The organism is Shewanella sp. ECSMB14101 (assembly GCF_000773485.1).
Lineage (GTDB): Bacteria > Pseudomonadota > Gammaproteobacteria > Enterobacterales > Shewanellaceae > Shewanella > Shewanella marisflavi.
The window spans coordinates 24,571-37,441 of sequence record NZ_JSFF01000017.1 but is presented as its reverse complement, the minus strand read 5'-3'; the positions used below and the strand labels follow the sequence as shown (position 1 = coordinate 37,441).

The window sequence follows — 12,871 nt, the reverse complement described above, 5'->3', positions numbered from 1 at the left end:
TCGTCTTCCATGAAATATACTTAAGATATAAATACCTAAGTGTACCAATCCTTCCCTGCAGCACTTTCTATCGACAGCATTCAACATAGCGTTCAAAAAATAACCTGTCCAGATATTTTGTTTTAAAACGATCAGTTAAGTTAAAGCTAAAGTTATAATAATTATCTCGAAAAGAAGGTTGTGGCTACAGCAGATCCCCATCGAAGTTGCCGAAATACGCAGATGAAAATGCCGTATAGCCATCATGGACGATGGCTAAGGCTCGGAGGGACAGGAGTCCCATCCGAGTCGTTAGGCGATTTTCATTGGAGTATGAGGGCAAACAACTTCGTCTGGGGCGTCTGGGTGGATGCAAGGAGGGCGAGGACGAGCAGTCCTCCTTGCCCTGGTGTGGAACGGAGTTCCACGACTTTTTCAGCCGTGAGGCTAATTAACCCTGAGTGAAACTTACCTCGGCCATCAGGCCGCATTCTCCCGGGTGTGGGATGGAATCCCCCGACTTCCTCGGTCGCCAGACCAACACTCCCTAACTGTCGAGTTAAACCTGATACACAGTGATTAATCAAAGATCTAACGGTTTAGGCTTTCTTAAAAAGAAACAAAATGATAACCTAAACCACTAAATTAAATAACAAAATAAAGATCTATTAATTTAGACAAAGTTGAATTAAACACTAACTTTTTCAGGGAAGACATATGAAACTCTTAAAAGGGACTCCCCTCCTATTATCGGGAATATTGCTGACCGCCTGCGGTGGCAGCTCAGATGAAACAGATAACAATCAAAATTCAAACTTGCCAGTTAAGCAAATAGTCGGCGAGTTTAAGTCAAGCGCGACTCAATGCGATTATAGTGTTGCCAACACAGATGTAACCCTTATTGTTCATAAGGCTGACGGCTCTGTTCTCAGTCAATACCAGATGGATACTCAAGGAAAGTTTGATATCCCATGGCCCAAAGATGCCAAACATCTCACCACGATTTGGCAAGACAACGGATACTACAATATTGACACCTCACTCAACTTAAATGTGAGTGACATGGGCATTCAAAATTTCTATTCAGACGCGTTAAATGCTAACTGTATCTGCCAGGATATCAGCCTGGATTACAGTGACATTGCAGCGGCTTATCCAAATCATCAATTACAAATCGCAAGCACTATCATAGATACGTCGGCGCCTGGTGCTCAACGTGTATGCCGCGCGCCTCAAGAAGCATTCAAGCCTTTAGATCTACTCTTATTGCCGACGAACGAAGCCGACGAAGAAGCCTATGGTGCATTGCTCGACATCCCCAATGCGCAAAACACTATCGCTGTCTCTGCAGACATCTTCACCGAAGAGAAGAATCAGGCAAAAAAGGTCAATTACTATAGAGGCTATCTGGATGTTGACGTCATTTATGCATACGGCTCAAACGAAAGTGGACGGGTACACTTTCAGTACCGACCAATGGATTACTACAATCCTCAACCGAATGTTTTTGTGCTTCCACAACTCAATCCCAAAAATTTCATTCAGTTCTATAGACATGAACAACTTCGCAACGACCAAGAGTCTTTAGTTTTCTACTCTGCAGGAGGCAGGTATCCAATTAACGACCCAGATGAAAACCATGAAATCCTGCTGCCAGAAAACCAGTTCGAATTACTAGAAGCAATGACAGATATTGCGACCAATTCGAGCTCGCAAACAAACTACGACTTCACCAATTTTAATACCGGATATCAAGCTCTGCAGCTCAGTGTAGTGAGTAGCAATTTGGACTGGACGATATTTGGCGAACTCAGCGGTGTCATTCCTGACCTGAAATTTCCATCAGCAATAGAAGATAGCTTGTCGACACAAATTGAAAAAGTCGACCTCACACTCTTTGGTTATTATCATGCGGCCGGCATGAACGGTATTCGTGAAGCCTGGGCCAAAGACTCTAGAAGTGGCAGTGAAATCCGCTCAGCTTATTTCGACAACTATGTTGTAGAGTCAATCACAACCGACATCAAATAACCGCCCTATTGGTCATCTTGCTGACAGTATGCTTATCCATACTGTCAGCCATCTCATATGAATATTGCAACACTTGCTCCCACCAAGCATTAGACTTACCTCTTGCGACTAATGATGTCGCTCTACTCGATTAACACTGTGATTTACCTATCCTGTTTAGCGGCCAGCACTTCAAGGGCATGGGACAATTTCCACGACTTTTATCGTTCCCAGATCCCCTTCCCCATCAGAGAATCAAAGACACAAAACGCTATAAGGAAAGTCATGTTCAGATGCAGACCATAACTCAATCGCCATGAGATAAAAAATGCCAGTCAGTTTAACTGACCGGCATTTTGCTTAGAGACAAAGTGGTTTGGAGATGAAGTGACTACTTAGCGTAGTTCGACAGGCCACTCTTTCTTAACACGCTCATTAATAAACTCTTCTTTAGCCGCTTTCATAGCGTCTAAGTTAAGGCCAGCTTCTAGTTGTACCTCAGCTTTCGTATCGTACTTGGTGGCGTCATAGACATAATCAGGCGCATATTTAGCCAGTAGCAAGTCAGCTTCAGCAATCACAGTGTCCAGAATGGCATTAGACTTAACCAACAGACGTTTTGCTTCGGTAAAGTTATGCGCATACATACCATGTGAGGCCGTTGCACTATCCCAGAACCACTGAGCATTTCTGAGTTTACCAAGCAGACTATTCATTTCGGTCGCTAACTCATTGCCTGCTTTCAGCGCTGCCTCATAGTTACCTTTAGCTTCGCCAATCGTCTTGCCAGCTTCGATACCTTCAACACCGTTTGCAGCCCAGATAGCCTGCGCCTTAAAGTGTGCTTCGGTCAGACGAGGATCGGTACCCGTAGCTGCGAAACGTAGCTTCTCAATCTCTGTCTTTCTCTTTTCCAGAATAGACTCAAGCGCACTATCATTGTGACAAGTCGTACAGTCTGAAGGGAGCTTGGCGGGGTCAAATTTAACATTGTGGTTCGAGTATTCGATACCATCAGCATTTGTAGCTTTAGGCATGTGACAGGTATTACAGCTGAACTCAAGGTGGTTAGGCATCACATGGGAAGCTCTATCCATTAAGTTTTCATATTCAGGATGTTGCGTTTTCAGTGATGGCGTACCAGAAATGGCGTTAGTCCAATCTTTAAAATTAATCTTGTCGTAGTAGGCTAACTGAGCCTCGGCAGCGAAGCCCTTATAGAGCTTATCATCACCCGTGTAACCTACGACACTTGCATAATCGGTTTCTACACCAGGAACCCAGTGATCCCATGGAAAGCGCACTTTCTTACTGTCGGTACCATCGAAGTAGTATTCGACGTGACACTGAGCACAAGTTTGGCTCGCTTGATCATTATGATTTTGCGCTTCAAATGTCAGACCCACTTTTGTCATAGCACGGTCGGCATATGGACGGCTCAAACGCAGTGTATTTTCACCCAGCTCATGACAATCGGCACAACCTATGGTGTTGCTCATCTCATGGCCCCAGGTGGACCAGCTATTGTTGGCAAACTTACCTTCACCCACCAGATCGTACATGCGTGCAACGTCTGGAGACTTACAAGACCAGCAAGATGCCGCCATCGCTTCGCCGACAACATTACCATCATGACCGACAATCGGATTACCAGTTCGCAGCGTTTTGATCACATCGGTCAATGCATAGTGGTGGCCGCGAGCGCGGTTGTAATCTTTGGCAAAACCATAACCAGCCCAAGCGCTAACCAAATTAGAGTTAGCTTCTAGCAGATCGGTTGGCGCACCAGACTCAGGGTTGTTTTCTTCAGTGCTTGCCCAAGTTGCATGTTGATCGGGGAAGTTTTCTTGCCAGTTATCGCTGTTATATAGGTCGACAGGCCCAGTTGATGGCGGAATAACACAGGTATTGGTCTCTGCATCTAACACTGTTCCTTCACCGCACACGACAGGGTCAACGGGATCGACGGGGTCAACAGTAATCACTTCACAGATATTCGTCTCAGTATTGAGTGTTGAACCCTCACCACAAGTCACTAATTGTGTGTCATCGTCATCACCACAGCCAACTAATACGGCAGAGACCGCAATAGCAACTGCAAGCTTTTGTAATTTCATCTTACTCTCCTGCAAGTGAATTTTATTCACTTTTTATGTAGTTATTTTATTGTAAGCACTGCGTCATCAAGACGATTAAAGCTATATCAAAAGGGATAGTTAAGAAGAAACATACGGGTAACATTTGTGTGAAGATTGTCACTGGCGATCAGTCAAAATATCCCTAAAGAGGTATATTGATTACTGCTTCAAGATCAAACTTTTCACCATAAATGATATATTCAACAAAGATAATTAAGCCTAAGTCGCTATATAAAAAGAAAAAATAAACAAATGCTCATATATTGACCGCTAATATAGTGGTATATGCCGACCTATCTAGCCTGTGGCATTTTTAGCCAGCAAGGTTGGCTTGAATATTAAGTTTTAATTAAGATTATGTTAACAACTCGAAAGCTCGACAAAGTATAATAAACACTCGGCGATAAGAATTTAAAGGCGATCAGAATGAATAGTTATTCACAAGAGGAAGCCAGGTGAAGACAAAAAGAGTATGAAATGAGTAGAGCTCTCACTAGATATGCCTATACCCATTTTGGCTAAATCCACTATGCCGCTACAACTCAAGATGATGATAGCCTTGCCAATCGAGATTTGACTCGTCTTACTGATAAAACAAACGGCTAAGTTCTCAGCCAATATCAAATGATTGATAGGAGGTTTGATTTCCCACAGAGAGGTAATGCCAAACACCCCACCACTTTTGAAAAGACAGTGGATACAACAATTGAGACCTCTCAACGAAAGGAGTGACCTCCCTAAAAGTAATGACTTACCTATTACAATTAGATATTTAGCTCGCCAAAACTAGACCCAGGCTAACACCTTGATCTACTATGCCAGCTCATCAGGATGTCTGGTCTCTACCTGCTGGAAACAAGGATTTAAGAAAATGGAAGTTACACTCACCCCGAGCAACGCACTCGAAACCGCCCTGCAGGCGGCACTTGCCGATCACACCCAGGCCAAAGCCCTCTATGAACATCTAATTAAGGCCAGGCTCTACCTGCTGAGCGATGGCCAGGACAAGCCTCAGGCCGATGGCACCACAGAGCTCTCCATCATGCAGTGGCACATCCCCGTCAGTGATGGGCAGGTACACTACTTCGTGCCGATTTTTACCTCGCAGGAGTCGGTCGATCAGGCTAAGGCGGTTATGGAAGCAGAGGGCAGCGAATTTCACGGTCAGATAGAGATAGATGCGCCTCAGGCATTTCAGCTGCTACTGACCAATCAGATGGATATGGCTCTCAACCCCAATAGCAACTTATCTAAGGTCGTCAGCAGCGATGAGATCCGCTATATGTTGCTGCCTGACATGGCGCTACTCACTCAGGGTAATCAACTCCTGCTGCTAGGCAAGGTACTGGCAAGCGATCTGCCCATGTTCGGCGCGGTGCGCGCCCTGCTGGCCAAGTATCCCAGCGTGAAGGCCGGCTATTTCATGGAATCTTGCGAGCTGGACATTCGCCGCGGCGGCCAGAACAGCGTCTTTACCTTAGCCCTTATCCTCGAAGGTGACAGGATAAGCGATGATTTCAGCCGCATTCGCAGCGATTGTCGCCACCTGCACAAAGAGGTGGAGCTCCATGGCTGGGAGGTTCGCCCTTATCTGCTCAAGACTGATAAACACGATGCGATAAGCGATTACTGCCTGGGTAAGATAACCCCATTTTATCGCCCCTCATTGCTGAGCCGGTTCAAGACTTGGATAAGCCGATAGGTAAACGACTTTTCATGGGACATTAGCAGAGTGAAAAGCGGCGCGAGAGCCTTACTGAACTATACTTACCGTTAACGTTTCACAACGTTAACGAGGCAAGTATATGAGTATTTCAAACCGGTTAAATCACTATCTGGCCGAGCATGATGTGAACTATGAAATAGTGCTGCATCGCCATAGCCACAACTCCATCAGTTCGGCTATCGCCGCCCATCTGGCGCCCGCTCAAGTGGCCAAAGGCGTGATCTTAGAAGATCATCAGGGACGCAGGATCATGGCGGTGCTGCCTACCAATCATAAGATCAACCTCAAGGCATTGGGCGAGAAGCTCAACCGCGATCTGCATCTGGTGAAGGAGCAAACCGTCTACCAGATGTTTGACGATTGCGAACATGGCGCCATTCCCTCTCTCGGCGCGGCCTATAATATCGAGACCATCTATGATGATCTGCTGATCGAAGCTAAAGAACTCTACCTTGAGGCTGGCGATCACACCAGCCTGGTGCATCTCAGCCGTGAAGATTTCATCAAGCTGATCAAAGATGCTAAACACTTAAGGTTTAGTTACCAGAGCATTCATTAGCTCATACCATCAAGGGGAAGCTCAGGCTTCCCTTTTTTCTAGTGCCGCCTAGCTGGCATCCCTTAGCCGTTGCGGCATAATAGACGACCCAACCATGGCAAGTGATAAAGTGAGTCAATCATGATGTTAATAACCGGCGCCAGCAGCGGTCTGGGCGCAGCCCTGGCTCAGCGTTATGCCGACGCAGATCAGCAGGTGGTCATATCCGGCCGTAACCAGGCCAAACTGGCCGGTATCGCACAGACCTCAATGAATCTGCATCCTCTTGCCGCCGATCTTTGCGATGAACAAGGCGTCGCGGCGCTGCTCGATGCCGTAACGACAATGGGCGGCGCACTAGAGACGGTGATCCACTGCGCTGGCAGCGGCTACTTCGGCCCTATCGCCGAGCAACGGACGGATGAGATCGCAAAGCTCATGCAAAACAACGTCACCACCAGCATCTTACTGGTACGAGAGCTAGTCAAACGTTATCAGGACACGCCGCTGAATCTGGTGGTGGTAATGTCAACCGCAGCCCAGCAAGCCAAAGCGGGAGAGTCCACCTACTGCGCCGCCAAATGGGCAGTACGCGGCTTTATCGAGTCGGTACGCCTGGAACTCAAAGGCAAACCGATGAAGATCATCGCCGTTTATCCCGGCGGCATGGATACTGGTTTTTGGCCTACCAGCGGCAAAAACCTCGACACCTCAAGCTTCATGAGCGCCGATGAAGCCGCCCAGATGCTGCAGGGCGCCCTAAAGGCCACCGCCCATGGGCATATTGCCGATATCACCATCGCCAGAGGGTAGGCCTTAATAAGGTCAGAGTTAGGCCAGAAGCACATTAAAAAGGCTCGGTCTGAATGCAACAGTACCGAGCCTTTTATCGATAAGTTTATGTGTGAATGACTCGCGCATGACTAGCGCTTAAAGAGGGCTTCCATCTCTGCGGCCATGGCTTCCGTCTCCTGTGCCTGCAGCCTGTCGCGCTGCTCGCTCAGCTCCATAAGCTTTCGCTCTAGCGTCTCGAGCTGCGCCTCATCAGCCTCGGTTCGCTCCGGCTTATCCTGCAGGGCATAGATGGCTTCGCTGATCTTATCCATCTCATTAAAGAGGGCGTCCATAGCGTCGGGGTTTTCGGCGTCTTGTCGGTCAAGCTCATCTAACCAGGCGTTAAACTGCTCAGGAGTAGCACCTACTTCCTTAGCGGTCTCGTCGATAAAGCAGTTAGACAAACGCTCAGCATTTTCTTCTGACATGAGGTCATGCTTATCGAAACAGATCTTCATGGCGCGTCGGTAACCGCGCTCGAGCTTGCCACTGTCGATACCTGAGACCTGCTCCATGGCAATAAAGTCACCGTCAGCCTTCATTTGAGAGACGTTATATTCGATAAGGTTGGCGACATCCACTTCCATGCCGGCCAACCCATAGGCATCAGGTGGCGGAAGTTCGGCGCACTGGGCGCTACTGAGAAGAAAAAATAGCGGCAATAGCAGGTTTGCTTTCATCATTAATCCCTTAATTTAACTTGCTGAATTGGTCAACCAAGTGGTGACATCCTTGTTGCCGCCATAAGATAGCCCAGGCCTGAACACCTGTCTAGAGAGAAGTCTATCGGTGAATGAGTGACTCACTAATTACAATGCAAGCCACTGAAAAAGATGATTTAAACTGAAAGCCTCGACACTCAATAGTGGGCGACGAGGCACTGAGGCGAGTTAAAGGTAATCCTCTATCACCTCTTGAATGGCATCAGGCATGATAGGTTTAGTGATATAGCCATCCACTCCAAGCTTGAGGGCAAAGGCTTTGTCCGATTGCTCCGTCAGCGAGCTGATCACGACCACCGGGATGCTAGCGGTTTGCTCGTCTCCCTTAAGGTGCTGGATCACCTGATAGCCATTCACATGGGGCATGGTGATATCCAACAAGATGAGATCTGGCGTCAAAGACTTCAACACTTCGATTCCACCAATACCAGAATTGGCCGAGGTCACGTCATAGTCGTCCCCCAGCATGGCGAGTAGTACTCCGGTGCAGACGGGATCATCATCTATGATCAAGATTTTGGCTCTGGACATTTATCTCTCGCTTTGACAGTTATGATGGTTACATTGTATCCAAGTTTACCCGAATTACCAGCTATCAAGATCTGAATATATTCAAGGGGTAGACGCCGTTTTTTCGCTTAAGTTTCAGCGGCAAAAATCGGCCAATAAAAAGCCCAGTCCGCAGACAGGGCTTGTTAGTAAGTCGTCACTCTAACGAACAATTTTGACCTCGGGTTCGCTGAGGAGTGCCAACATAGGATTATTGTGCATGACCTTTTCCTTTAGCGTGATACCCAATATCAACCCCATAACAAAGCCACCGATATGGGCCCAGTAAGCCACGCCTTGCCCCGCCATCAATAGGCCGAAAATATTGAATCCCAGCCAGATCGCAAAAAATACCATAGGGCTAAGCTTCTTTTGGAATATCAATATCATGAAGGTCAGGCTGGCATGACGGAACCACATTAGATACATACCAAAAAGACCCGCGATTGCACCGCTCGCCCCAACCATGTAAACGCTTGAGGCAGGGTCGGCAATTATCTGCGCCGCAGCGGCCGCCAAACCACACAACAGATAGAGGCCTAGGAACTTAGCCCGCCCCAGTACATCTTCGAGGTTATCCCCCACCACATAGAGAAAATACATATTACCTACCAGGTGCATAATATCGCCGTGGAGAAACATATGGCTCAACAGAGTCCAGGGATAATGCCCCGCCAAAACCTCATTGGATCGCATGGCAAATTGAGCAAACACTTGCTCGGTCGAGGCTTGATTGAAGCCATAGGCAGCAAAAATCACAATATTTAACGCCAGTAGCAGATAGGTGATCAGCGGGCGAGACTTAGGTTTAAGGTTAAACTCCACCGGCATCTTTAATAGAAATTGAAATACCCAACTAATGGCCCCAGGCTTAGCATTCAGCTCGCCTAACACCTGCTTTATTCTTGGTGATTGCACGACTTTGGTTCGCTCATGCTCATCGATCCAGACCCCACTGCAAGAGTGGCAGATATCCACCTCCACATGATAACTCTCCATCAAATGGTAACGATGCAGGCTACGGTCACATTGGTGACAAGAACGGCTGGACCTCCCCAGTAATTGCCCTAAGCTCTCCTCAAAACTGACATTTTCATCACCGTTATCTGCTTTCGACAGCGCCGCATTAAGCTTGCCATTTTCAAACCAGATCCCCCCACACTGGCGGCAACAGTCGACCATTTCACCATGAAAGTTATAGGTTTTTAGTACGCCCTTATGGCAGCCAGGACAAATATTTGCCATTAAAAGATCCTTCTCTAATCAACTAGTAGCTGTTTGCTCCTCGGCATGCAGTGACGACCTCGATATCTGTACCTTGCACGACTCATTAACGTCGTGCTTAGTCAGTGTCGCTGATATGCCGATTCATTTTGCCGTGAATACTAGCACAGCTCCGTGGCAATAATACTGACGAAATTAAAATATTTAATAGCAAAAACAATTAGTAACAGATCACCTATTCATTAAACAACATAAGGTAAGTTAATCGCCCCAGAATAAATTTACTATTTAATCGAATGATTTGAGCGTAATTTCGCGATATTTGTTCTATTAGGCGAATGTTAATCTGACATCATTCCCGCCAGCTAGACTTAACTAACCAGCCGGCATTAGACAACTTTAGCGAGGAGATACCATGAAAGTGATCAGTCAATTTACTGCTCGCCCCGCAATGGATGGCGATGGCGTTAACATACGCCGTGTGGCCGACTTTATGAACACTAGATTCGACCCTTTTTTAATGCTGGACGAGATCAAGTCTGACGATGAAAAAGACTTTATCGGTGGCTTCCCACCTCATCCCCATAGGGGCATAGAAACCTTTACTTATATTCGTAAGGGGGGGTTCGAACACAGAGATCAGCTAGGCAATGTCAAGGCTATCAAGGCGGGTGATGTGCAGTGGATGAGCACTGGCAGCGGCGTAGTGCATTCAGAGATGCCACTGGCCGATGCCAAAGATGGTCTGCATGGCTTTCAGATCTGGCTTAACATGCCCGCCAAGGAGAAGATGCGCCCAGCTATTTATCGTGACAGCACTGACAAGCCGCTACCAGAAACTCGCAACAAAAGTGGCACCTGCCTGCGAGCCCTGGCTGGCAGTTGGCAATTGTCGGACGAAAAACCGATAGCGGCGCCAATTCAAACCTTAGCGGGTCAAGGCAAGATTGCCGATCTCATGTTCCCGCCCAAGGGCACCGCCCAGATCGATCTCAAGGAGCGAGAATTTGCCGGGCTCTATCTGTACCAAGGCGAGCTCTACAGCCAATCTGTGCCAGATAAAGCCTACCAAGCTGGACAATACCTGATTGTCGACAGCCAGCAGCTACTGGATCTCGCCGCAGGTGAACAAGGCGCCGGAGCACTATTATTTGCCGGTGAACCTATCCGCGAAAAGATCGTACATATGGGTCCATTTGTGATGAATAGCCAGCAAGAGATCCAGCAAGCGATCGAGGACTATCAGGCTGGGCGATTCGGCGCCATCTAACCAGCATATTAAAGAGAGCCCACCAGGCTCTCTTTTTTTACCCTGCACAAAGGCCATTTCTGGCTGTAAAACCGTGACTCAGAGCAAAACCCTCAACAAGGTAAAACAGGTAACTCTCACAAAACGGGAGATACATTTACTACCACTTTGTGAGTAAATGCTTATTTTTGAAGCATAATTTCGCAAACTTTATGTGACTTAGACGAAACTAATGCAAATAAATTTGAGGCGCATCAAGATTTTCAACAGAAAAGCTGTGGTAATTTTTAAGCGATTCCTAACACAGAGAATACTTAATGAGAAACCTTAAGCCCCACTTTGGCAACCTTGCCATTACATTTACAAGCTTACTCTTATGTCTGGCCACCCTGTTTAGCCCAGCTGTCTTTGCCAGTAGTGGCGAGGCCAGTGGCCAGCTATTAGATCTCACCGCCACTGGTGCAGGTTATGTGGCACTCGTCATCTTCATTCTGGCTTATATCATGGTGATGGGCGAAGAGGTGTTACACCTGAGAAAATCTAAACCCGTACTGGTGGCGGCAGGATTAATCTGGGGCATCATAGGCTACATCTATGTGCAGCACGGCATGTCTGAACTGTCAGAAGCGGCCTTTAAACACAACCTGCTAGAGTATGCCGAGCTACTACTCTTCCTGCTGGTTGCCATGACCTATATCAACGCCATGGAAGAACGGAATCTGTTTGATGCCCTGCGCGCCTGGATGGTGGGCAAGGGCTTTAGCCTGCGTACCGTATTCTGGCTCACAGGCTTTATGGCCTTCTTTATCTCACCTATCGCCGATAACCTTACCACCGCATTATTGATGTGTGCGGTAGTGATGAAAGTCGGCGGTGATAACAAGAAGTTTATTGCCCTGGCCTGTATCAACATAGTGGTGGCGGCCAACGCAGGCGGCGCCTTTAGCCCCTTCGGCGATATCACCACCCTGATGGTTTGGCAAAAAGGGGTGGTGCACTTCGAGCAGTTTATCGCCCTCTTTATCCCTTCTCTGGTCAACTTCCTGGTACCGGCGGCAATCATGAGCATCTTCATCGTCAATACGGAGCAGAAAGCTGAAGAGGAAAAGGTGATCATGAAACGAGGCGCCAGACGCATAGTCGCCCTGTTTCTGCTAACCATTGCCACCGCCGTCTGCACTCATAGCTTACTAGGCCTACCACCGGTACTGGGCATGATGACGGGCCTTGGCTTCCTGCAATTCTTTGGCTTCTTCCTACGTAAGAGCTTCCCTAGGGCCGTACTCAAGGCAAAAGAGCAGGCTGAACGAGATAACAACATCAAGCGTCTGGAGCAGCTGGGCAACGTAGTGCCATTCGATGTCTTTAGCCGCATCGCCCGCGCCGAGTGGGATACCCTACTCTTCTTCTATGGTGTGGTGCTCTGTGTTGGCGGCCTGGGCTTTATGGGCTATCTCAGCTTGGTCTCCGAGGCCATGTATACCCACTGGGACGTGACCTATGCCAATGTGGCGGTTGGGGTGCTCTCGGCTATCGTCGATAACATTCCTGTGATGTTTGCCGTACTCACCATGAATCCCGATATGGGGCTAGGTCAATGGCTACTGGTGACCCTCACCGCTGGTGTAGGCGGCAGCATGCTCTCTATCGGCAGTGCGGCGGGTGTCGCCCTGATGGGACAGGCGCGCGGTATCTATACCTTCGCCAGCCACCTCAAGTGGACGCCCGTGATAGCCCTTGGCTACGCCGCCAGTATTCTGGTGCATCTGTGGCTGAACGCCTCACTGTTTTAGGTTGCGGTATATTTAGAGCAGTGTTTTAAAAGATTAGATTACCTATAGTCACCCTATGGGTTAAACAAAAGGGGCGTTGAATCGACTATTCAACGCCCCTTTCTCTTTT

Annotated in this window: 10 protein-coding genes; 6 read left to right on the top strand and 4 right to left on the bottom strand. The window is 47.8% G+C overall.

Annotated elements, in window-relative coordinates:
- Positions 1 to 696 precede the first annotated feature (696 nt).
- On the top strand, positions 697 to 2,010 hold the full coding sequence (locus NY07_RS13540; RefSeq protein ID WP_033539897.1) for a hypothetical protein: 1,314 nt from the start codon (positions 697 to 699) through the stop codon (positions 2,008 to 2,010).
- Between the two features lie 374 nt (positions 2,011 to 2,384).
- On the opposite strand, the gene NY07_RS13535 is transcribed toward NY07_RS13540, so the two are convergent.
- Positions 2,385 to 4,106, bottom strand: coding sequence for an ammonia-forming cytochrome c nitrite reductase subunit c552 (locus NY07_RS13535; RefSeq protein ID WP_033539896.1), 1,722 nt, complete (start codon positions 4,104 to 4,106; stop codon positions 2,385 to 2,387).
- Positions 4,107 to 4,998: 892 nt separating this feature from the next.
- Between NY07_RS13535 and NY07_RS13525 the strand changes: the two genes are divergently transcribed.
- The 3 genes from NY07_RS13525 to NY07_RS13515 all read left to right on the top strand — a co-directional run bounded on the left by NY07_RS13525 (position 4,999) and on the right by NY07_RS13515 (position 7,204).
- Positions 4,999 to 5,829, top strand: a complete 831-nt coding sequence (locus tag NY07_RS13525; protein ID WP_033539894.1) for an SseB family protein — start codon at positions 4,999 to 5,001, stop codon at positions 5,827 to 5,829.
- 103 nt (positions 5,830 to 5,932) lie between these two features.
- Complete coding sequence (locus NY07_RS13520; protein WP_033539893.1) at positions 5,933 to 6,412, top strand: YbaK/EbsC family protein; 480 nt, start codon at positions 5,933 to 5,935, stop codon at positions 6,410 to 6,412.
- A 120-nt stretch (positions 6,413 to 6,532) separates the two neighbouring features.
- Positions 6,533 to 7,204 carry an SDR family NAD(P)-dependent oxidoreductase gene (locus NY07_RS13515; protein ID WP_033539892.1) on the top strand — a complete coding sequence of 224 codons (672 nt, stop codon included), beginning with the start codon at positions 6,533 to 6,535 and terminating at the stop codon, positions 7,202 to 7,204.
- Positions 7,205 to 7,314: 110 nt separating this feature from the next.
- Here the strand turns inward: NY07_RS13515 and NY07_RS13510 are convergent, their stop codons facing one another.
- The 3 genes from NY07_RS13510 to NY07_RS13500 all read right to left on the bottom strand — a co-directional run bounded on the left by NY07_RS13510 (position 7,315) and on the right by NY07_RS13500 (position 9,741).
- Positions 7,315 to 7,908 (bottom strand): V-type ATPase 116kDa subunit family protein, encoded by a 594-nt coding sequence (locus tag NY07_RS13510; protein ID WP_140946860.1) that lies wholly within the window; start codon positions 7,906 to 7,908, stop codon positions 7,315 to 7,317.
- Between the two features lie 207 nt (positions 7,909 to 8,115).
- Entirely contained in the window at positions 8,116 to 8,478 is a 363-nt protein-coding gene (locus tag NY07_RS13505) for a response regulator (RefSeq protein ID WP_033539890.1), read from the bottom strand.
- A 180-nt stretch (positions 8,479 to 8,658) separates the two neighbouring features.
- Entirely contained in the window at positions 8,659 to 9,741 is a 1,083-nt protein-coding gene (locus tag NY07_RS13500; RefSeq protein ID WP_033539889.1) for a rhomboid family intramembrane serine protease, read from the bottom strand.
- Positions 9,742 to 10,135: 394 nt separating this feature from the next.
- Here NY07_RS13500 and NY07_RS13495 point away from each other — a divergent pair, with 394 nt between their 5' ends.
- Both NY07_RS13495 and nhaD read left to right on the top strand, forming a co-directional pair.
- Positions 10,136 to 10,990: a pirin family protein gene (locus NY07_RS13495; protein WP_033539888.1), complete on the top strand. Its 855-nt coding sequence runs from the start codon at positions 10,136 to 10,138 to the stop codon at positions 10,988 to 10,990.
- A gap of 296 nt (positions 10,991 to 11,286) precedes the next feature.
- Positions 11,287 to 12,762, top strand: a complete 1,476-nt coding sequence (nhaD, locus tag NY07_RS13490) for a sodium:proton antiporter NhaD (protein ID WP_052125689.1) — start codon at positions 11,287 to 11,289, stop codon at positions 12,760 to 12,762.
- The last annotated feature ends 109 nt before the right edge of the window (positions 12,763 to 12,871 follow it).